21 protein-coding genes and 1 riboswitch are annotated in these 22,063 nt (G+C 39.4%); of the genes, 6 read left to right on the top strand and 15 right to left on the bottom strand.

Features of this window, described 5'->3' with window-relative positions:
* Window positions 1-80 precede the first annotated feature (80 nt).
* Both AC5KOD_RS05835 and AC5KOD_RS05830 read left to right on the top strand, forming a co-directional pair.
* The gene (locus AC5KOD_RS05835) at window positions 81-1,319 is read left to right on the top strand and encodes a hypothetical protein (RefSeq protein ID WP_496913599.1); all 1,239 of its coding nucleotides are present in this window, start codon (window positions 81-83) and stop codon (window positions 1,317-1,319) included.
* Window positions 1,312-2,292 carry a WYL domain-containing protein gene (locus AC5KOD_RS05830; RefSeq protein WP_496913598.1) on the top strand — a complete coding sequence of 327 codons (981 nt, stop codon included), beginning with the start codon at window positions 1,312-1,314 and terminating at the stop codon, window positions 2,290-2,292. Before AC5KOD_RS05835 ends, AC5KOD_RS05830 begins: the two co-directional genes overlap by 8 nt.
* Before the next feature lie 191 nt (window positions 2,293-2,483).
* Here AC5KOD_RS05830 and AC5KOD_RS05825 read toward each other — a convergent pair whose 3' ends face one another.
* The 5 genes from AC5KOD_RS05825 to AC5KOD_RS05805 all read right to left on the bottom strand — a co-directional run bounded on the left by AC5KOD_RS05825 (window position 2,484) and on the right by AC5KOD_RS05805 (window position 7,002).
* Window positions 2,484-3,965, bottom strand: a complete 1,482-nt coding sequence (locus AC5KOD_RS05825; RefSeq protein WP_496913597.1) for a DEAD/DEAH box helicase — start codon at window positions 3,963-3,965, stop codon at window positions 2,484-2,486.
* Between the two features lie 151 nt (window positions 3,966-4,116).
* Window positions 4,117-4,773, bottom strand: a complete 657-nt coding sequence (locus AC5KOD_RS05820; RefSeq protein ID WP_496913596.1) for an amino acid ABC transporter permease — start codon at window positions 4,771-4,773, stop codon at window positions 4,117-4,119.
* A gap of 14 nt (window positions 4,774-4,787) precedes the next feature.
* Window positions 4,788-5,435 carry an amino acid ABC transporter permease gene (locus tag AC5KOD_RS05815; RefSeq protein ID WP_496913595.1) on the bottom strand — a complete coding sequence of 216 codons (648 nt, stop codon included), beginning with the start codon at window positions 5,433-5,435 and terminating at the stop codon, window positions 4,788-4,790.
* A 16-nt stretch (window positions 5,436-5,451) separates the two neighbouring features.
* On the bottom strand, window positions 5,452-6,225 hold the full coding sequence (locus AC5KOD_RS05810) for a transporter substrate-binding domain-containing protein (protein ID WP_496913608.1): 774 nt from the start codon (window positions 6,223-6,225) through the stop codon (window positions 5,452-5,454).
* 45 nt (window positions 6,226-6,270) lie between these two features.
* On the bottom strand, window positions 6,271-7,002 hold the full coding sequence (locus tag AC5KOD_RS05805; protein WP_496913594.1) for an amino acid ABC transporter ATP-binding protein: 732 nt from the start codon (window positions 7,000-7,002) through the stop codon (window positions 6,271-6,273).
* Window positions 7,003-7,683: 681 nt separating this feature from the next.
* On the opposite strand from AC5KOD_RS05805, the gene AC5KOD_RS05800 reads away from it, so the two are divergent.
* Window positions 7,684-8,316: an ECF transporter S component gene (locus AC5KOD_RS05800; protein WP_496913593.1), complete on the top strand. Its 633-nt coding sequence runs from the start codon at window positions 7,684-7,686 to the stop codon at window positions 8,314-8,316.
* A 98-nt stretch (window positions 8,317-8,414) separates the two neighbouring features.
* Here the strand turns inward: AC5KOD_RS05800 and AC5KOD_RS05795 are convergent, their stop codons facing one another.
* The 4 genes from AC5KOD_RS05795 to AC5KOD_RS05780 all read right to left on the bottom strand — a co-directional run bounded on the left by AC5KOD_RS05795 (window position 8,415) and on the right by AC5KOD_RS05780 (window position 12,099).
* Complete coding sequence (locus AC5KOD_RS05795) at window positions 8,415-9,509, bottom strand: M20 metallopeptidase family protein (RefSeq protein WP_496913592.1); 1,095 nt, start codon at window positions 9,507-9,509, stop codon at window positions 8,415-8,417.
* 24 nt (window positions 9,510-9,533) lie between these two features.
* Window positions 9,534-10,229, bottom strand: a complete 696-nt coding sequence (gene dapD / locus AC5KOD_RS05790; protein ID WP_496913591.1) for a 2,3,4,5-tetrahydropyridine-2,6-dicarboxylate N-acetyltransferase — start codon at window positions 10,227-10,229, stop codon at window positions 9,534-9,536.
* Window positions 10,230-10,251: 22 nt separating this feature from the next.
* Window positions 10,252-11,046, bottom strand: coding sequence for a diaminopimelate epimerase (dapF, locus tag AC5KOD_RS05785; protein WP_496913590.1), 795 nt, complete (start codon window positions 11,044-11,046; stop codon window positions 10,252-10,254).
* 67 nt (window positions 11,047-11,113) lie between these two features.
* A riboswitch (Lysine riboswitch) is annotated at window positions 11,114-11,298 on the bottom strand.
* 54 nt (window positions 11,299-11,352) lie between these two features.
* Window positions 11,353-12,099: an alpha/beta hydrolase gene (locus tag AC5KOD_RS05780; RefSeq protein WP_496913589.1), complete on the bottom strand. Its 747-nt coding sequence runs from the start codon at window positions 12,097-12,099 to the stop codon at window positions 11,353-11,355.
* Window positions 12,100-12,282: 183 nt separating this feature from the next.
* On the opposite strand from AC5KOD_RS05780, the gene AC5KOD_RS05775 reads away from it, so the two are divergent.
* Entirely contained in the window at window positions 12,283-12,864 is a 582-nt protein-coding gene (locus AC5KOD_RS05775) for a nitroreductase family protein (RefSeq protein ID WP_496913588.1), read from the top strand.
* Between the two features lie 66 nt (window positions 12,865-12,930).
* Here AC5KOD_RS05775 and AC5KOD_RS05770 read toward each other — a convergent pair whose 3' ends face one another.
* From AC5KOD_RS05770 to AC5KOD_RS05755, 4 genes are all read right to left on the bottom strand, one after another.
* On the bottom strand, window positions 12,931-13,086 hold the full coding sequence (locus tag AC5KOD_RS05770) for a hypothetical protein (protein ID WP_496913587.1): 156 nt from the start codon (window positions 13,084-13,086) through the stop codon (window positions 12,931-12,933).
* A 38-nt stretch (window positions 13,087-13,124) separates the two neighbouring features.
* The gene (locus tag AC5KOD_RS05765; protein ID WP_496913586.1) at window positions 13,125-14,012 is read right to left on the bottom strand and encodes a fructose bisphosphate aldolase; all 888 of its coding nucleotides are present in this window, start codon (window positions 14,010-14,012) and stop codon (window positions 13,125-13,127) included.
* Window positions 14,013-14,119: 107 nt separating this feature from the next.
* Window positions 14,120-15,724: a DUF3114 domain-containing protein gene (locus AC5KOD_RS05760; protein ID WP_496913585.1), complete on the bottom strand. Its 1,605-nt coding sequence runs from the start codon at window positions 15,722-15,724 to the stop codon at window positions 14,120-14,122.
* A 103-nt stretch (window positions 15,725-15,827) separates the two neighbouring features.
* Window positions 15,828-16,439, bottom strand: coding sequence for a TetR/AcrR family transcriptional regulator (locus AC5KOD_RS05755; RefSeq protein WP_496913584.1), 612 nt, complete (start codon window positions 16,437-16,439; stop codon window positions 15,828-15,830).
* 187 nt (window positions 16,440-16,626) lie between these two features.
* Between AC5KOD_RS05755 and AC5KOD_RS05750 the strand changes: the two genes are divergently transcribed.
* Both AC5KOD_RS05750 and AC5KOD_RS05745 read left to right on the top strand, forming a co-directional pair.
* A complete protein-coding gene (locus AC5KOD_RS05750; protein ID WP_496913583.1) occupies window positions 16,627-17,328 on the top strand; it encodes an ABC transporter ATP-binding protein in 702 nt (233 codons plus the stop codon).
* Complete coding sequence (locus AC5KOD_RS05745) at window positions 17,329-19,656, top strand: ABC transporter permease (RefSeq protein WP_496913582.1); 2,328 nt, start codon at window positions 17,329-17,331, stop codon at window positions 19,654-19,656.
* Between the two features lie 148 nt (window positions 19,657-19,804).
* On the opposite strand, the gene AC5KOD_RS05740 is transcribed toward AC5KOD_RS05745, so the two are convergent.
* Window positions 19,805-20,788, bottom strand: a complete 984-nt coding sequence (locus AC5KOD_RS05740; protein ID WP_496913581.1) for an aldo/keto reductase — start codon at window positions 20,786-20,788, stop codon at window positions 19,805-19,807.
* Between the two features lie 160 nt (window positions 20,789-20,948).
* A complete protein-coding gene (gene mgrA / locus AC5KOD_RS05735) occupies window positions 20,949-21,941 on the bottom strand; it encodes an L-glyceraldehyde 3-phosphate reductase (protein WP_496913580.1) in 993 nt (330 codons plus the stop codon).
* Window positions 21,942-22,063: the final 122 nt, after the last annotated feature.

Genomic DNA, 22,063 nt, shown 5'->3' with positions numbered 1-22,063 from the left:
CGCTTTAAAAAAATGTTGCGAACATGGTTCGCTTAATTTGTTATAATAGAAATTAAGAAAAAAATATGGGAGGAAAGACGATGAGCAGACACTTTAATGAACTCGTAAAAGAATTTAATAGTATTCGGTCCTATGCCCGAGATTTTTATATAAATGGTTTTAAACAACGAGAGGACTTCCAAGAGAAGAGTTTACGGAGCTATGACAATGAGCGACGTCGCATTGAAAGCTATTTGAGTCAATACATTGAATCAGACCAAACACTTCAAGGAAAAAGTATTCGACTTGAGCTCAAGCAAAAACAATTGGATACCAACCCTTTTTTTAAGTTATGGCAAACAAAAAGCTTCACTAAAAATGATATATTTTTACATTTTGTCATTCTAGATTGTCTCGTCACTTGGAACTCACTTTCTTTAGCAGAGCTAACTGAAAAGATTCATGATAACTATCTCAGTCGCTTTGAAGAGGCACCAACATTTTCTGAGATTACGATTCGCAATAAACTCAAAGAGTATTGCCAGTTAGGTCTACTTCAAGAAATAGAAAAAGAAAAACGACTTCATTACCAATTAATAGTTCCACTTGAACTGCCTGAAAAGCTAATACCTGCTTTACACTTTTTTAAAGAAGTACTACCTGGTGGTGTTATTGGACAGTTTTTATTGAATCAAACTGCGCCTTTCTCTAAGAGTCCATTTACCTTTAAACATCACTTTATCGTCCATACTCTTGATGAGCAGATTATTCTAACCACCTTATCAGCGATTGCTCAAAAACGTCAGTTACTCGTGACACAGTATAACGGTAAGCACTCAGAACTCGTTCCACTGTCACTTTATATTAGTACAGAAACTGGTCGTCAGTACTTAGTTGGATTGTATCATCGTAGTCTCCTAAGCTCTATCAGAATTGATAATATTAAGGACGCTTCTATGGGAGCTGTAATTGATGATTACGCTCAACTACAAAATCACTTTTCTACTAAAAAAGACACCTCATGGAATGGAAGTTTTAATCAGCAACCACTCAAACAACTACGGGTTCATTTACAGATAGAGGAAGGCACAGAGGATTACTTAATGACTCGGCTCGCTCGCGAACAGCGTATGGGCTCTAGTCGCCGATTGGACCAGCAGACCGTTCTTTTTGAAATTGAGCTAATCGATCTCTTCGCCATTAATCCTTTTCTAAGAACCTTTATCGGTCGAATCATTTCCATTGAAAGCACCGATAAAAACTGGGAAGCACTTTTCATACATGATATGAAAGCCTTAATTGCCCTTTACTCAACAGAGGAGGATTTCAGCCATGACTGAGTCATTATTTCATGAAATATATGGCACCTATTTCGCCATCGTCAGAACCATCTTAAACCAGCAGCAATCCTTAACACCCAAAGACTTGTCTCTCATTATTAATACACAAGGCTTTGGCGAATCGGCATTACAACTACTTCCTTCATTAAAAAACCAGCGGACTCCTTGGTATCTATTAGTAGAGGAGGAACAGGGCTTTTGGGCACCCATCACGCAAAATCCACTTCCAATTAGCCAAACTAAGTTAGAACGTCGTTGGCTGAAAACTGTCTTGAGTGATCCACGATTGTTATTCTTTTTGAATGAAGAGGAAATTGCCGCACTAGCGCACCAGCTACAAGATGTCACACCACTTTTCGACTTGGAAACTATCACATATTATGACCAATTCAAAGTGACTGAGTCGCTTGTGGAACAAGAGCTGCAACAGGCTCACTTCAAACAACTAATAGCTGCGATAACGACTCACCAACCTTTAAAAATTGACTATCAACGACATCCTAAAGCAGCAAGCAAAACAGCCATCGTCTTACCATTCAAGCTAGAATATTCACCTAAAAATAATCTTTTTCGTTTAAGAGCTTGGCGAATTCTACGAACTAGTCGCTTTGAAGTCACACTAAATCTCAATCGAATGCTTGCTATTCAAACAATCGAAACGTCTCGAGATTATCAAGAGTTGCCAATTACTTCTCGCCGCAGACAAGCTAAAATGACTTGTCTTCTCGTTGATCAGCGTCAAGCACTAAAACGAAGTATGCTACATTTTGCTGACTATCATAAAACAACTCAGCGATTGAATGATTCTCAGTATGAGCTAACAATACATTATGACACTAATGATGAAACAGAACTGCTAATTCGACTTCTGTCATTCGGTCCTTTTTTAACTGTTACAAGTCCTGCAGAATTTGTTAGTAAAATAAAGGAACGAATTGATGCACAAGCCAAGTTTATGACAAATTTTGACTAAAAAGAAGCTGGGACATAAAGTCGTTTTGCTCCGAGCAATCTCTCAAAACCCGAACAATCGGCAATTTCGATTGCTCGGATTTTGAGAAATTGCCGAAAGAGCAGACTTTTGGAGCGAGTTTGTCACATAACATACGTGAAAACAAAGAGCTTGGGACTTATATCCCAAGCTCTTTACTTTCTAACCTATCCCTACTTATTCCCTTTTATTTCACGCTCATAGGTCGATTCATTTGCTTTATTAACACGACGAATTCTGCCTTTAATCGGCATTGTTTGGAGAGATTTTAACACAGCTTCCCCTTTACCATTTAAAATCTCAACAAAGGTAGAAACCTCAAGTAAACTAATCACGCCGATATCAGCTGCTGACATCCCCTCAATGGTACAAAGCGCTCCTACAACGTCACCTGGACGCATTTTAGTCTTTTTCCCTGCATTTATATGAAGCTTCATAATTTCTGATTTGAACTCGTGCCCCTTCGTCTGACGAAGCTTTGGCTGACGCTGCTGCTTCGACTCAAAAGAAGAACGTCGATCTGCTACTAATGACCAGCTTGGCGCTTTTAATTCTTGCAGATCGTTTCCTTGCTTTTCCATAATATCAGCAAATCGTCTATCATCAAACTGGTTGACAAAAGCAACTGTTTTGCCATGATTTTCAAACCGTGCTGTTCGTCCAATTCGGTGAACATAGGTTTCTGGATTATCAGGTAAATCATAGTTAATCACTAAAACAATATCAGCTATATCTAGACCACGAGCTGCCACATCCGTCGCAATTAAGTAACGAAAGTAACCGTGTTTAAAGTCATTAATAACCTTCGTGCGATCACGTTGCTCCATTCCACCATGAAGCATTTCAGCCTTAACACCCAACTCCTTTAAAGAATCAGTTACCTCTTCCACGGCTGCCCGCGTGTTACAAAAAATGATGCTGCTATCAGGGTTATCAACCACTAAAACGTCACGTAACAGCTCAATTTTCTGCTCATTATCAACCTCATAATAGTGCTGTAAAATTCGATCTTCTACCTTATTCTCAGTTTCAACCTGAATAAATTGAGGCTCCGTCAAATAATAATCAGCCAATTTTTTTATCTGCTCTGGCATTGTAGCTGAAAATAAAGCTTTAACAACCTCTGTTGGTACTTCTTCCAGAACTCGCTCTATTTGATCAATAAAGCCCATTGCTAGCATCTCATCTGCTTCATCAATAACCACCGTTTTAATCTGGCTCAAATTAATCGTTCCACGTTCTAAATGATCCAACAAACGGCCAGGTGTTGCCACAACCACATGAGTTCGCTGCTTTAAATTGCGTTCCTGACTCTCAAAAGAACTGCGACCAAAAACCGCCTCAACCTTCAAACGTTTAAAACGACCAATATTAAAAACCTCTTCTTGGATTTGTAAGGCTAACTCTCTGGTAGGCGTTAGTATCAATGCTTGTGGTTCCCGCATTTCCCATTTAACTCGTTCGCAAATCGGAATGGCAAATGCCGCTGTTTTCCCACTCCCTGTTTGAGACTTAACAATCGTGTCCCGTCCATGCATCATAAAAGGAATCGCTTCACGCTGAACCTGTGTGGGCTCGCTATACCCTAATATCGCTAATGCACGCTTAATTTCATCACTCAAGTGTAAATTTTCAAATTTATCTTCTGTCATCATTCTTAGTCCTCTACTATGCATCTAAGCTACTTGATGCTAATTTTTTCTGCCAACATATCTTAACATGATTTAGACGTTAATACACGATTATTGTCAGTTTTTACAAAAAAACAATAGAAACGATTCTCACGTTTCTATTGCTTTTAGTCTTTTATGAAGCTGACCAACGTAACTCCAAACGCTTCGCCACCACTGAAAGTGAGTAACAAATAACAAAGTAACAAACGGTCATTGCCACAAACATTGGTAAAACAGCTGATGGATCTTGCGCATAAATAATTTTTGCATGGTGGGTTAATTCTGGCAATGATATAATCACAGCCAAAGAAGTATCCCGGATCAATGAAATAAACTGACTGACAATCGGTGGAATCATCAGTTTAATCCCCTGGGGGAAAACAATATAGTAAAGGGACTGCATGTAAGTTAAACCAGTTGAACGCCCCGCTTCCATTTGCCCACTAGGAACAGCCAAAAGCCCTGCTCGAATGATTTCCGACAGCATGGCAGATTCAAAAATCGTCATTGCTACAACTGCCGACCAAAAAATACTAAACTGAATACCAATTTGCGGTAGTGCAAAATAAGTAAAAAAGATAATCAGCAGTAGCGGTAAATTACGAATAATATCGACAAGTAAGCCGACAATCTTAGAAAAGTAAGGAATCTTCATGTAACGAATAACACCCAAGATACCGCCGATAATGAAACTAAAAACGATGGAAACTACTGCAACTTCAATTGTTACAAGTAAACCATCCAATAAAAATCGGATATTAATCCAAGTAAAAGCATTAAAAAAGTCCATTCAAATTCCCCTTTCTAGTTACTCACCGCTAAGCGATTTTCAATGTATTTCATCAAATAAGACACAGGTAGCGTCATCAATAAGTAAAAACACCCAATCATTGTATACGTTCCGATTGTATTAAAGGTCGTACTAGCAATTAAATCTCCCTGATACATTAAGTCAACACCTGTCACCATTGCCAAAATAGAGGAATTTTTCACCAAATTAATGAATTGATTCCCTAAAGGAGGAATCACTATTTTAAAGGCCTGTGGCAAAACAATATACCACATCACTTCTGGATAAGTTAATCCCGTTGAAAGCCCTGCTTCAAGTTGCCCTTTAGGAATCCCCTCGATTCCCGCACGCACGGTATCTGCGATAAAAGCAGATGTGTACAAGGACAATCCAATTGTTCCAGAGGCAAAACCATCAAATTTAAAGCCATAAATCGGTGCCACTACAAAAAAGAACATCACAATAATGAGCAACGGGATATTTCGAAAAAACTCCACATAAGCCGTCGCAATTTTCCCTAAAATTTTCAATGGCGAAACCTGTAAGACTGCCATAATAGTCCCAATAATCAAACTAGCTACCAACGCAATAAAGCTGGCTAAAAGCGTCGTTCTCAATCCTTCAAAAATCAACTCGCTATTATCTGTAAATAATGAAAGCATCTGTCTCCCCCTTTCTCTACTTCTCTACATTTGGAAACCATTTAGTGAATATTTCATCATACACACCATTTTTTTGAATCGTCGCTAAAGCCGTATTAATCGCCTCAACAAAGCTTTCTTGTCCCTTATTAATAGCAATCCCATATGGCTCATCAGTAAATATGTCACCTGCTAAAGTAAAATCTGGATTTTCCTCTGCCATACCTAAAAGAATACTATTGTCAGTTGTCATCGCATCGCCTTGACCTGACTGTAAAGCGGTAAAAGCTTCAGCATAATTCTCTAGTTCTAAAATTTTAGCCTTTGGTGCTTTTTCACGTATATTAACTGCTGAGGTAGATCCCTTAACGGCCAAAACAGTTGTCGTCTCATCTAGACTCTCAATCCCTTTAATCGGACTGCCCTTTTTAACTAATAAGGATTGCCCCGCAGCAAAGTAAACATCAGAAAAATCAACAACCTTTTTCCGCTCATCACTGATTGTCATCGTCGCAATAATAGCATCGATATTACCATTCTTTAGCAATGGAATACGGGTTTTTGAGGTTACCTCAATAAACTCAGCTTCCCCTGTTTCACCCAATATTTCTTTAGTTAAAGCTTTAGCAATATCAATATCAAAGCCTTCAACTTCCCGTGTCTCAATATTCATCAAACCAAATAGGCGCGTATCATTTTTAACCCCCCAAATGATTTTGTTACTCGTCTTAGCGCGCTCTAAAATATCCTGTTCTGACAAACTAGATTTGCCACATGCTGTCAACAAGGAAAGAAGCAAAACAAGGATCATTAAATAACACAATTTCATTTTCGATTGTTTCATCTTTCATCCCCCCTAGTGATCGATAATTTTACTTAAGAACTGTTGAGCACGAATATCTTGGGGTTGCTCATAAAAGGTTTCTGCCTCGGCATCCTCTAAGATTTGTCCATCCGCCATAAAAATCACTCGATCAGCCACTTCCCGTGCAAAGCCCATCTCGTGTGTAACAACAACCATCGTCATGCCCTCTTCGCGAGCTAATCCCTTCATTACTTCCAACACCTCGCCAACCATCTCTGGATCAAGAGCTGATGTAGGTTCATCGAATAGCATCACAGCAGGCTCCATCGCAAGGCTACGAGCAATTGCAATCCGCTGTTGTTGACCACCAGATAATTGCGAAGGATACGAGTCTTTTTTATCAAGCATGCCGACCTTTGCCAACAACTCCTCAGCCTTTGCGACGGCCTCCTCTTTACTCTTCTTCAAGACTTTAATCGGTGCTAATGTAATATTATCCAATACCGTTTTATGTGGGTATAGATTAAAATGCTGAAAAACCATTCCAAGATTTTTCCGCACATTATTTAAATTTGTACTTGGGCTATGCAAATCGACCTCATTAACCATTAATACCCCTGTTGTAATTTCCTCTAGGGCATTAATACAGCGTAGCATTGTGCTCTTCCCAGAACCAGAAGGACCAATCACCACAACAACTTCACCTTTCGTAATCTGCAAATTAATATTTTTTAGCGCATGAAAGTCACCATAATATTTTTCAACATTTTGAAATTCAATCATGTTATATCCCCCTTTTATTTAATTAGCTCAACTAAAAAAAGACCTACTGTCTTCTGATAGTTTTTGTCCGCATTAGTAAATTATAAGCTATTTATTAACAATTTGTAAAGTTTTCTTCATTAATAAAGTTATTTATTTGAAAGCAATGAGAAATTAAATAACCTTTTAAACTCACAACTAAAAGTTAATTTGTTCACACCTCTCACGAATGATAGCGTATTTTTCTCGTTATTTTTTATTAAAATTAGAACTGTTCTTATTTTTTGCTCATTAGATACAATTTATTTTTCAAACTTACATAACAAGTGAAACTTCATCATTTCCTCACAATTATTCTCATTTTTTTCGTATCTTATTAATTAATTCTTTACCTTTTAAGGGTATACTTTAAACAAGTTAAGAAATAACTTAATTAGTGGATGAACGTGGTGTTGTCACTCAGTGGGGATTAACCGTTGTTTGTTCTCAAGTCTCGAGGTGTAGGTTCGAATCCTGCCGTCCACTCTTTCCTAAAATAATAGGACTTACTTTTTCATTTTGTTTCACTCCTCCGCACATCGATCCCCCTCGGTGTGTTTTTTTGCGAATTAATTCAAATAACTAGACGACATTTATCGACACTGTTACTATTATAGAGGTAGTTATCAATTGCATTTGCAGTCTTTTGAAGGGAAAACAACAATGAATAAAACACGCCAATTCACATTAACTGCGATCTTTCTCGCCATTACTTTTATTTTGGCTTTCACGCCAATCGGCTTTATTAACTTAGGATTCATCAAAGCAACGATTGTCCATGTTCCTGTTATTATTGCTTCGATCATTTTAGGTCCCCGAGTTGGGGCTCTTCTTGGAGGTTTTTTCGGACTAACGAGTCTTGTTATCAATACCATGACACCCTCCATTCTCTCTTTCGCCTTCACTCCCTTTATTCCAGTGATTGGGGCACAGCAAGGGAGTCCATGGGCACTTTTAATCGCCTTTCTGCCACGAATTCTTGTCGGTATTGTCCCTTTCTATCTCTTTCGTAGTTTTAAAACCTACTTAGCTCAAAAGCCAGAACGACAACCGCTTATCTTATTTTTAGCTGGCATCATCGGTTCATTAGTTAATACGCTTTTAGTAATGAATCTAATTTATTTTCTTTTTCGAGACAGCTACGCAACAGCCCGCCAAATTGAGTTAGGCGGAGCCGTTTACAAGGCTATCCTAACAGTCATCTTAGTTAATGGCATACCCGAAGCTATTGTCGCAGGGATCGCTACATCAGCAGTTGCCAGTGTCCTGTTACGCATGATGAAACAAACTAAATAAGTCAAAAAAACGAGGCTAGGACTTAAAATTGTCCTGACCTCGTTTTCTCTATTTAGCTAACCAACTTTATGAGAATCAACTAGCGAAAATACTGAAATCTACGCTAGATTAATTGTTAATAATTTCAGATATGTTGCCACACCTTCAGCCAATAACGCCATCTCAAAATCAAATTTAGGGTTATGAAGCGGCGCCACATCCCCGACACCCAAGAAAAAAAAGACACATGGATAACTCTGTGTATAAACCCCAAAATCCTCAGCCTGTAAGACTGGTAAAGGTAATTCATTTACATGAGGCACTACTTTTTTTACCTGTTGAAACAAATCGGGATCGTTAATAACCGCGGGATACCCATCATTATACACAAAATCTATTTGGCACTTTCTGGACTCTCGATATGGTTCAGCCAACTTATCCAACGATTCTTTAAAAAAGTGTTGAGTCACTTCACTATAAGAACGAATACTGCCAGAAATTACCACCTCATCAGCTAAAACATTGCGGATACTGCCACCATGAATCTCGCCAAATTTCAATAAATGATACTCGTCCGCTGGCACAGTCTGGTCAAACTCATAGATATCGGTCATTAAACGCGTCGCTATCTCTAGTGCATCAATCCCTTGTTCATGAGACGCAATATGAGCAGAGCGCCCTTTAATCACAATATCAGTTTCACTGCTTTGAGCCATCATTCCGCCACTTCGAGAAAAAACTTGTCCAGATGCTAACCCCGGCCATAAATGAAACCCAAATATCGCTTTAACTTGATACCTATCTAATAAGCCAGAATCTACGATACTTTGAGCACCACCAGCAATTTCTTCCGAAGGCTGAAAGATCAATACCACATTATGTGCCAGAGTCTCTCTATATTGATTTAAATAAGCAGCCAATTCCAATAGCATCGCCATGTGTCCATCATGCCCACAAGCATGCATGTAGCCCGGATGCTCTGATTGAAAACTTAGACCTGTCGCTTCCATAATTGGTAGAGCATCGATGTCTGTCCGAAAAGCAATCGTGTCCGCCTGCTGATTATCAAAATGCAAAACAAGCCCTGTTTCTCCCACCTCATGAATCTGACAATCGTAGTCGCCGACTTGCTCTAAAAGATAAGCTTTTGTTTTAAATTCATGAAATCCTATCTCAGGAATCCGGTGCAAAGCCATCCGATTTTCTGCTAACATCCTCATAGCCGCCTTTCATTTTGCTTACAATTCTCTCAACGCATCTAGCATTTCAGTGTTATCAATTGTTTGCTGATCCTTAACTTTTAATACACGGGCAGGAACACCGCCAACCACAACATTCTCTGGCACATCTTCTAAAACGATTGCCCCAGCAGCTACAACACTTCCTTTGCCGACACGAACCCCTTCAACAATCACTGCATTAGCTCCGATTAACACATCATCCTCAATCACAACTGGCTCTGCCGAAGGTGGTTCAATCACACCAGCTAAAACTGCTCCTGCACCAATATGGCATCGTTTGCCAACTATTGCACGGCCTCCTAAAATAGCGCCCATATCAATCATGCTCGAATCACCGATTTCGGCTCCAATATTGATGATCGCCCCCATCATAATCACAGCTTGATCGCCAATTGTTACTTGATCACGAATTATTGCTCCCGGTTCAATCCGCGCGTTGATTTCCTTCGTATCTAATAAAGGTATCGCACTGTTACGACCGTCATTCTCAATCACATAATCTTTAATCTTATCTTTATTTGACGCTAAAACTTCAGCTACATCTCGATAATCACCAAAAACGGTTTTACTACGTTTGCATCCAAAGGTCTGGCAATTTGGAAACTCAACTGGCTCTAATAAATTAACATAGACCTTCACCGGAGTCTTTTTCTCTGCGGTTTGAATAAATTTAATAATCTCATGTGCGTTCATCTATTTTCCTCCAATACTCTTCTTATAAGGTAAGCTCTTTTTCAAAAACAGCTGGGCCAGACATGACGATTTCCGAATCCCCTGATATTTCTAATTGACCTTGTTCAAGGTGAACCGTCACCGGTTGTTTCGTGACTAATCCTAAATCACGAGCTACAACATAGCTCGCACAACACCCTGTCCCACACGCCAACGTCCAGCCAACCCCACGCTCAAAGGTTCGGACAATCAACTCGTGGTCATTAACAACTTGAACGAAATTAACATTAGTTTGCTCTTTAAATAACGGATGATGACAGAGTTCTTGTCCCCGAGACAAGTTAAGCTCAGCGACAGCATCCTCCACAAAGACAACCGTATGAATGGTTCCCATGAATAGACTGGTAATTTCCACCATACCTGTCGTCAATTCAACTTGGCGCTGTTGAAAGCTCTGAGCATCACTCGCACCGATTAACTGATTATCATAATGAGCTTGCTCCATCTGCACTCGACATTCAAAAGGACTTGTTTGTGTGATTTCAACGGTCAAAATACCTGCCAACGTCACAACAGGAAAAGTCAACTCACTGACTAGTCCGTGCTCATAAACATGTCGTGCAAAACAGCGAATCCCATTGCCACACATAGGCGCTCTGCTGCCGTCTCGGTTATAAAAAATCATCTCGAGGGGTTGCTGCTTAACGGCGATTAAACCATCTGTATCAAAACGAGAGTCCTGACACAACTCTTGAGCTAATATAGCATAATTAGCTCCTGGAATATCATCAATCAACACAAAATCGTTGCCACAGCCATTATATTTTCTTGCTTTCATGCTTTTAGACCTCCCACTTCTTGATTAACTATCCGAAAAAAAGCACCTATTGGTTAAAATAGGCACTTTGATAGCAATCACTTTATCTCTGCGCCTCTACTTGTAACAGTAGGAGTGATATAAGTTTTTCCTATATCCCCACGACATTAATTTGCCAATTAACCCCGTTCGGCAATGATTACCTTTCAAATCCCCTCTTCAAATGCCTTCTCCAGGATTTTACTCATCTGCATTGCTACCTCTTATTAAAATATAAGTAATAATAACACTTGAATCATTCCCTTGTCCACTCAAAAGGTTAGTAGTTTACAAGGTTTCTAGCCAGTTAAGTAGCTCTGACACGACTTGATCTTGCTGCTCTTTCGTTGTAAGAGTCGCCTGACCATCCTTTTTCTGCTGTCCATATGCACCAAATCCACCATGATTACCGCCAACAATTGAAAAATAGCGAGTTTGCTTTGGTAGATAGTCACGACTTTCTTCATAGCTTTGCCAATTTAAGACCTGATCCTTTGTCGCTGTTATCGATAAAACATCGCCCTTAAATGAGCTTAAATCCCCCTTTTTATCTGGATAACTTCCTAAGAAGAAAACACCTTTTAAGTTAGGGTTAGCACGTTCTCGATGAGCAAAGCGGCTCGCTACAACACCCCCCAGTGAATGCCCCCCAACTACCACGTCCTTTAACTCCTCTTCATCAATTAGCCGATCTCCCGCCTTCATTGCTAAAATCGGTAAATTTAAAGGATGGTGGACTAGATAAACAGGATACCCGCTAGCCGCTAACTGAGATGCTAGATAACTATAGCTTGTTTCTTTTACCAAGGCACCTTGATAAAAAATAATTGCCGGCTTCTCCGATTGAGTTGTTACTGGTTTAAAAATAGTTAACTCCTTTTTTGATTTAACTACCACTGATGATGATTTTAGCGCTTCTGTTGCCAGTTCGGCAGGCTCATAGGCCGCTTGGTGGATTAGCCAAAAACTCACACCTGCTAATACGGCGATTACAACCAAAAATCCAAGCAGCGCTCGTTTTACTCCTTTTCTCACTCGTCATACCTCCTCATTAATTTGCTACCTATATTTTACGGTATTTTTAGTTACTTGCAAAGTTAGGGCATGGGACCAAAATAAAAAGTCATAAAGGTTGTTATTACGATCAATAAACGGTAAACTAATTATAATTGAGAATCATTATCAATTAATCCAACTAAAGAAACGGAGATTAAGCCCATGCCTACATCCATCAGTCAAGCAATCGTTGACAGACGAACGTCTAAAAGAAGTTTAAGTGATGACGTCAGTCTCGAACTAATCTATGAGTTATTGGAAAAAGCTCGCTATGCCCCTTTTCATAAACGAGAACCATGGCAAGCGAAAATCGTCACAACGCCTGCTGAAAAAGAATATCTGTATCAACGAGTTATTGCAAGATACGAAGAGACTGGTCTTATTCACGATGATGAAAGTCGTTTAAAATTTGAAACAAAAATGACACGATTACTCAAAAATGCGCCTGCCACAATTCTATTCGCAAGAGAGATCATTTCTGACAATAAGCGCTTAGACTCAGACTCAATCCAAGCAACGGCTGCCCTTATTCAAAATTTTTCTTTACTTGCTCATGAAGCAGGACTAGTCGGCTTTTGGGCTTCAAGTGCTTTTATTATGGACCAAGAGTTTTCAACCGCTCTTGGCTTTCCAGAAAATGTTGAATTAATTGCAAACTACCGACTCGGTTACCCTGATCCAGAACTTCCTCGTAAAGAAGCCAAGCGAGCTGATGTAACGAGCTGGGCTACCCCGTTATTATAATTAACTGACAAAAAGAGCGAGGAGACATTTTTTAATGCCTTCCTCACTCTTTTAATCCTTGTTAGATTAAACTGTATAAACTACAAACAATGCATACTCTTCTTCTTTGGTATCATAAGTGACACTAAAATCAACAATTGTTCCGCCTTTTTCCACAATACCTTCTAGCTCAGACACGACAAGGCTATAATCGCTACTCGTGATTGCAGTAATTTTTTGCATGGATTTCGCCTCCCTTCACTTGATTTTAAGAAAACAACTTAGGAAATTGACGCCTCATAGATAGCTGATACAGAATTTTCTAGTGTATGATTAAATTCTTCCGGAGTTTGTTGATAGGTCAATCCTTCTGACAACGCCCGTGAAAAACTCGCAATTACTTGATGATTACGGCTCAACCGTTCATTGGCCTCATCTCGTGAATACCCACCTGATAGCGCAACTACCCGAATAACATGTGAGTCTTCAGTTAAATCTTCATAAAAATTATCCTCTGTTGGAATTGATAGCTTCAACATCACTTTAACATGAGGCTCAAGCTCATTCAAATGTGTCACTAATTCTTCTTTCAAAATAGCCTCTGCTGCTGCCTTTTCAGGACTATGAATATCAACCTCTGGCTCAATAATTGGGACCAGACCAGCAGCTGAAACTTGTTTTGCTAACTCAAATTGTTGTGCTACGACAGCCTTAATCCCAGCAGGATTGGCCATTTTTATCAATGAACGCTCTTTGGTACCAAAAATATGATACTGATTAGCCTTTTCAAGGATTTCAACCAAATCAGGAATTGGTTTTAATAACTGTACACCTTCTGCTTCATCAGCTAATCCTTTGTCAATCTTCAAGAAAGACAAAATACCTTTTTTATCCCACAGATAATCGACAGTTGGAACACCTTCAATTTCACGCTCCATCGTGCCTTCAAAAAGGATTGCCCCTAAAATATGCTCAGAGGTAAATGCGGGACTCTCAATAATTCGAGAACGCATTTCGTGAACTAAATTAAACATCGCCTCGTCTGTGTCGTAGCTAGTTTCTTCAATGCCGTATGCCTTCAGAGCCTTTGGTGTACTACCACCACTTTGGTCCAATGCTGCAATAAATCCTTTACCACTACTCATTCTTGTCAGTTGTTTGTCGTTCATCAATATCCTACCCTTCTTTTCTATGATCAATAAAAAGTCTGCTGTAAAACATCTCTAAATTTATTATAACTCACTTTGACAAAAATACCTCATGATATGAATTCGAGTTAACGCAGCCTGATTTTCTCTTTTGCAGTATACCGCTCTCGGCCATCTACACCATAAGACGCAGGTGGTATTATTTTCCAAATCTGTTTGGCGGCTAATTTGATCCCGTGCTCTAACCCCAGCTTCGCACTTGCAGGCTCAACATCTAAGTATGTGTGACTAAAATCAGCTACTTGGCGATAATCCCTAGCAGAATAATTAAAAGACTCAGTTTCAACCACCGTCTTACCGCTAAGCCCTGACAGCTCATAAAAATCTGGATTACTCATGACTAATTGGTTGTGTAAGCCGACAACACGCTGTTCTTTCATAATAAAAACTGATTGATTATCCACCGTTCGTAGGACATCCCACTGAGTTACGAAGCTTCCATCCGCCGCTTTCACTATAAACTCAGAAAGCCCATTATGACTTTTAATTTTATCATTATGCTGCCCAACAAAGGGTCGCTCTTTTGATGTTCGATTATGAAAATATGAATTAGAGCCGTAATCTAAGGTCCCACGCTGACCATCCCGTGCAATCGACTCTCTCTCAAAAGCCAACAACTTATCATAATCCGTCGCGCCTTGATAATTTTTTCTAATATAATAAATGGCTTGACGATCCAAATACATCCGAAACTGATGAATACCTTTAATCTCCTGCCCCCTAATCTCACTTTTGTCATAATGACTTGGAACCAATCCATGAGGATAAGCTCTTTTAACCGTCTCTGCATACACCTCTAAGAACAAACTATCTGGGGAGAGTTCTTGATCTAACACATAATCCCCCTCTAATTGTAAAAAATCGAATGAATCGAGGTGTCCACCTAGCTGTCGGATAATCAAATAAGCTTTCGACCTCAGACTCTCATCATCAACCTCACTTTGGGCCTGATACATGTTGTGATACAACATTGAACCAACCAGACGTGACTCCTGATAAATTTTTTTCCGCCACTCATCCTCTGTCACACCAGCCACTTTTTGAGTCAGCTCTGCTAAATAAATTTTGACGGCAAAACCACACCAACCTTCTTGCCTCAGTCGCTGCTCCTCTTCTATTAAATAATAAAAATAAGCCAAACTGTCCATCTCTTTAGTCAGCAATAGTTCTAACTGATACCACGCGTCATAAAGTTTAAGCCAACCAACAACTAGGTCCCTTATCGCCACTTCTTGAATATCTTTTTTCACCTGTTTTTGGAGAAAAAGATTCAGCTCATTAATCAGATCTGATATGACTAAAAATTTTTGAGTCGCAGCTCTTTCACTTTCTATCTTTAATTGCTGCTTTCGTTGTAGTTGAGTCAGCCGCTCAGAAAAATACTGCTTTATTTTCAACAAGCTGACAGTCAACATCCTATTCACAAAAGGTCGCTTCACCAAGCGCTGTTGCCAATCCTCTAATCGATTTAACTTTTTCAGCCATTTTTTTTGCTTTTTCTCCAAACACTTCCTTCTTTCAGTAGATTCAGGAACGATTTGATACGCTTCACAAGACGAAATTAAGTGAGTTAATATCGACTCTAATGTATCTTTGTTAACAGTTGTAACATTAATTGTTAACAGCTGTTGAGCAGCCAGAGTCACTCCTTTGATTGTCTCCCTATTCCCCATGAGCCCACCTCTTTTCTCAAGCTTTGGCTTGTCTAGTCCATCGCCCCTTTAGTAGCAACACAACAAAAAACTAGCTGTCCATCCTCTGACAACTAGTTGCTGCTTATTTCAAGCCAATCAGCTCCATAGGCGTTTTGAAAAAGGCCTTAGCAATTAGCTTTGCCATCTCTTCTGGTGTTTCTTTCCCCTGAATCAACAACCATTCTTCTACCACCGCAATAATTCCTGATAAAAAGAACAACGTTTCATAATGGGCTCTATTCTCTGTCTCAACTACCACTGCAATCTTGGCTTTGACCATCTCAATATACTTATTTTCAACTTTTCTAACAAAAGTCGGATCGCCATGTTCACCAAGAAGTAATCGCATGAGCTCCTGATTTTCATGGAAAAAATTTATCACTGACAATATTTCCTCATAAAGAAAAGGTTCCAGCATTCCTTCTTCCTGTTCATGAAGCATCATACTTAAATTTATCGGCACCTTCTCTTCAATTATCGCCACGTATTTATCAAATAGCTCTGCTTCAATTTCTTCTAAGAGCTGGTATTTGTCTTGATAATGTCGATAAAATGTTCCACGATTGATATCCGCCGCTGTCACAATCATTACCACTGACAATTTTTCAAAGCCATGTTCTGCCATCAAAGCTAAAAAAATCATTCTAATATGTTGTTTGGTTCGTCTCGTTTGAGCCGATTCAGTTGCTGTCATTTTACACCTCGACTATCACATATTTTCATCTATCTTTTATCAATTTACCTTATTTTGTCGTTTGATTCAACACTTTTCTCTTAGGTGTTGATTTACGCAACACTTCCAAATTGTTTGACTATTGAGCCTATCTGCTTTTCCTTTTACACTAAGCTTATTCCCAACTAATAAAAAGGACGTGACCTCTATGGCTTACATGACAATCAAAGAACTAACCAAAGAATATATCGTGGGTAAACAAACAATTACCGCTCTCGAGAAAGGCAGCTTTTCCATTGAAAAAGGCGAGCTAGTTGTTATTCTTGGTCCCAGTGGTTCAGGCAAAACAACGTTGCTGAATCTACTAGGCGGGATGGATCAGGCAACTTCTGGTCAAGCGATCATTGATGGCACTGACATCTGCCAATTAACCCCAAAAGAATTGACGCTTTACCGACGAGAAGAGGTAGGATTTATTTTCCAATTTTATAATTTAATCCCTAATCTAACCGCTCTAGAAAATGTTGCCATTTCTGAGCGGCTAGGGCGTTCTCCTCTCAATGCTCAAGATATCTTAGAAAAAGTTGGAATGGGGCATCGACCTAAAAATTTTCCGTCTGAACTATCTGGCGGAGAACAACAACGAATCTCCATTGCACGAGCCATTACTAAAAATCCAAAATTAATTTTATGTGATGAACCTACTGGCGCTCTTGATAGTGAAACAGGTAAAAAAGTGCTGGAATTATTGAAAGAACGAACCACGGTCGAAAATCATACTGTTTTAATCGTTACTCACAATTCTCTCGTCGCAGAAATTGCAGACCGAGTCATCACTATTAAAGATGGTCATATCGTCAGCAATCAATTTAATCCTGCGCCAAAAACCGTTCAGGAGGTGGCGTGGTAGATGATTATCAAACAAATTTTTAGAGATATTCGCAAAGATTGGCTACAGTTTCTAGCCATTTTCTTAATGTCTTTCATGTGTCTAGTCATCTACTCAGCTCTTATTGGAATTTCAGCGGGGATGGATCACCAAGCTAACCAATTTTTATCGAAAAGCCGCCTCGCAAATAGTCTGCTAACAGCAGAAACTATTACACCTACTGATATTGAAGCGATTGAAAAGCTTGACGGCGTGACCGAAGTCGAACCCCGATTACTACTTCTAGGAGACCTTTTACTAGATGATCAAAACACAATTGCTTTGACCTTGACCGCTACCACTGGTACTAATATGAATCAGCCTCTAGTAATTACTGGTGCCGATTATGATAGCCAAGACGGTATCTGGTTAAACAAGGAACTGATCGATCACTATCACCTGAAAATGGCTGATAAACTAACTATTGAGTTACAGGGACAACAAATAACCGTTCCAATTGCTGGTAGCATCCAACAGCCTGAATACCTATTTTTTCCTGAATCTAACGATTATCCTTATCCTAACTATAAAAAGAATGCCTATGGTTTTCTCTCAAAAGCCTATTTAAATCAATTATTAAAGATTTATCTACCAAACAATCAATTGATAATCAAACAAGGGACAAAGAATTTTTCTTGGTTCCAACAAGAAAGTCAAGCAATCCTCGGTGACCGCTACCGACTTGCAGTTGAAACAAAAAAAATGCCACAGATTGCAGACTTTTTAGATAAGCAAGAACAGGTAGAAAAACTAGCCTTACTGTTTCCTTTTTTATTCATTCTCTTATCTAGTATGACGATGGCTTCTACAATGACGCGCTTTATAAAAAAATACCAGGTATCGATTGGCACGTACAAAGCGATGGGCTTTAAAAACAGTGAGATTTATCGCTATTATTTAAGCTTTGGAGTCGTGATTAGCGGAACAGGCTCTCTCTTAGGGATTCTTTGCGGTCCAACCGTTGTCGCTCCCATGCTCATCAATTTTCTCAAAAAAAACTATAGTATCCCGGCTTGGGAATCTAGCGTTGACAGTAGTGTCTGGTTCGTAATGCTCCTACTGATTAGCTGCTGTACCCTAATGACCTATCTCCCCTGCCGTCAAATAGTCAAACAATTGCCCGCGAACACCTTGCGTGTCCAAGTAACGAATCAAATCAAACCTGGTTTTATCGAAAGAAGTCGTTTACTCAGCACACTCTCCTTCACTAATCATTGGGTGGCTAGGGGCATACTAAGAAATAAAAGCCGCTCTTTAATGGGGATTTTTGGTGCCCTAGGCTGTACAGTATTACTCGTTGCCGGTATCGGAATTAACCGTTCCATTCACTATACAGTAGATCAAACTTTTAACGAAACGTATCAATACGAAGAAAAAATCAGCTTCAATCACCCTCTCGAACAAATGGAGCAACAAACACTCATTGACACTATCGATGAGACTCACTTTCAGTGGTTGACTCAACAAAAGATTGACCTTATTAATGGGCAAACTACTGTTGAAAAACTCGTAACAATCATTGATCATGACTCCTTAATGAAGTTAGTAAATAAAGAGGAGAACACTATTGATTTGACTGACTTGAAAAAAAATGACGTCATACTCACTCATAAACTTGCAAAAACACTCAATGCACGTCTAGGTGACACTATTTATTTGAAACTTCAAACAGAAACACTTTTTCGCCCATTTTTAGTCAAAGACATTACTAGCATCAGTTCACCTCAAGGGATTATTACAACGAAGCAGATTTGGGAAAATGCAGGGTATCATTATACGCCAACTTCCTTACTAATCAAACAACCACTTAATAATAACCAAAAAACTAAAGTGAATGATCTCGCATTTGTCAAAAATACTCAATTAAAAAAAGTAGACTATCAAGAATCATTAAAGACGATTCAATCCACCATCGTGATTGTAAGTTTAATTGTCTTCGCGGCTGTTTTTCTAGGGATCGTTATTTTATCGAACTTTAACCTTCTAATTTTTGCCGAACGTTTTCGTGAATTTGCAACATTAAAAGTCTTGGGCTTCAAGCAAGCTGAAATAAGACAATTGTCTTTTCGCGAAAACTTTTTCCTAACTTTAGTTGGATTAGGCTTTGGGTTCATTGCCGGTCACTATTTCTTGCGCGCTTACGTCGCTATCATCTCACCTGATACTCAAGAATACCTGCTGCAATTTGGCTGGCAAGAGTATCTGATTGTTGGCGGTATAACCCTCACTTGTTCTATTTTGATCAACCTATTTCTAGATAACAATATTCGCCGGATATCTATGGCAGAATCATTAAAAAGTAACGAATAGCATTACGAATTAAAGACTCCGCAACTTCTCAGAACCTGAGCAATTGTAATTACCAATTGTTCGGGTTCTTCGAGTTTCACTTTATTCTTAGCAAGTAAATGTATAATCCTTAAAATTCGGAACAAAGCGACTTTATGCTCCTTTTTTCTTATAAGCCAACCCGCTTCGCTAATTCTGGGGTATAACGATGACCAACAATCTCCACCGCTTTTGTCGCTACATCAAAAGCACTCAGTTCTTCTGGGGTAAAGGAAATCGCTGTGGCACCAAGTTTCTCTTGCAAACGAGATAATTTAGTAGTTCCCGGGATTGGTACAATCCAAGGCTTCTGAGCCAATAACCACGCCAACGCAATTTGAGCAGGTGTCGCCTCTTTTTCCATCGCTTTTTGTCTAATTAAGTCCACTAAAGCCTGATTTGCTATCAACGCCTCTTGGCTAAATCGCGGCAATGGATGACGCCCATCTCCAGCTTTAAAGATGGTTTTTGTTGTAATTTCACCCGTTAGAACCCCTTTGCCTAAAGGACTAAAGGGAACAAACCCAATTCCCAATTCCCCTAAAGTCGGAATTAGTTCAAGTTCTGGTTCTCTCATCCACAATGAATACTCGCTTTCAACTGCTGCAAGAGGTTCAATTGCATGAGCTCGACGAATCGTTTGAACGCCTGCCTCCGATAAGCCCCAATGCTTAATCTTTCCTTGCTTTTTCAAATTTTGCATAGTCATGGCTATGTCTTCAATTGGCACGTTCGGATCAACACGGTGCAGGTAGTACAAATCAAGAGTCTCCAACTTCAATCGCTTTAGTGTCCCTTCAATTGATTCCATAATCCCCACTGGACTTCCGTCAACAACTTGCTTGCCATCAATAATCTTAATTCCTACTTTTGACGCAATGGTTACTTGCCCTTTATAAGGCGCTAGGGCTTCACCGACCAACGTCTCATTAACAAATGGTCCATAGACTTCCGCAGTATCAAAAAAAGTTTCCCCCATCTCAATAGCTTCCTGTAACAAGCGAATCATCGCTTGTTTCTCAAGTGTCTCCCCATAAGCATAACTCATCCCCATACACCCCAAGCCAATTTCTGAAACAACTAGCTCACTTTTACCTAATTCTCTTGTCTTCATACTGATTCTCCTCCCATTAGTTTATGACTCAACCATACACCTTAGAGTTCACTCTAAGGCAAGAGAAATCGAGTAAAAAATCAAAAAGAGAAAAGAAAGTCGCCTCCTTTCTTTCCTCTCTGTACTCAACTAGTCAATAGCTACTACCAATATTTATGAGCTATTTTTTTGCTAAAATAGCGTCAATTTCAGCTAGTTCAGCTGCCTCAAATGTCAAGCTCTCTAAAGCTTTAATATTATCTTCAAGTTGCGTTAAACGACTCGCCCCTACCAAAACACTTGCGATTGTTGGTTGACGTAAATTCCAGGCTAATGCCATTTCTGCTAGAGTCTGATTACGGTTTTCAGCTACTTGGTTTAATCCCTTAACTATTTTCAACGTCTCTTCCACACGGTCTTCAGATAAAAATGGACTGTCAGAACGATGAGCTCTAGAATCCGTTGGAATCCCGTTAAGATACCGATTGGTCAACAATCCCTGAGCTAGCGGACTGAAAACAATCGCGCCCAATTTCTCTTCCTCCAAAACAGTTAGTAACTCATCTTCAATCCATCGATCAAACATGTTGTAGTTAGGTTGATGGATAATAAATGGCGTACCCAATTCTCGAAAAATCTGAGCAATTTCCTGTGTCCGCTCAGCATTATAATTTGAAACCCCCACATACAAGGCTTTTCCTTGGCTCACTAATAGATCCAAAGCCTGAGCAGTCTCTCTTAAAGGAGTCTCATAATCTGGGCGATGATGATAAAAAATATCAACATAGTCTAGCCCCATCCGTTTCAAACTTTGATCACAACTCGCCACGATATTTTTCTTTGAGCCCCATTCACCGTACGGACCCGGCCACATATAATAACCTGCTTTCGATGAAATGATCAACTCATCGCGGTATCCTTTCAAATCTTCACGAAGAATTCGCCCAAAATTTTCTTCTGCTGAACCAGCAGGTGGTCCATAATTATTAGCCAAGTCAAAATGAGTAATCCCTCGATCAAAGGCGCCATGAATAATTTCTCGCTGATTACTTAAGGGATCAACATCACCAAAATTATGCCATAAGCCTAAAGAAATGGCTGGTAATTTCAACCCAGATGAACCAACCCGACGATAAGTCATCTCCTGATAACGCTCTGTTTTTGCTAAATACATACTTAACCTCCTCGTATAATAAGGTTATCAGATTTATTCTGATAGTTCCTTTTCATCCCCATAAGGGGTATGATTATTTCGTACAGATAGAGGTCGTAGTATTCCTCCTTGAAGTTTTGTCT

The sequence above is a fragment of the Vagococcus sp. WN80Y genome (assembly GCF_059621045.1).
The sequence above is the reverse complement of the archived record's forward strand: the minus strand, read 5'-3'. Positions and strand labels throughout refer to the sequence as shown.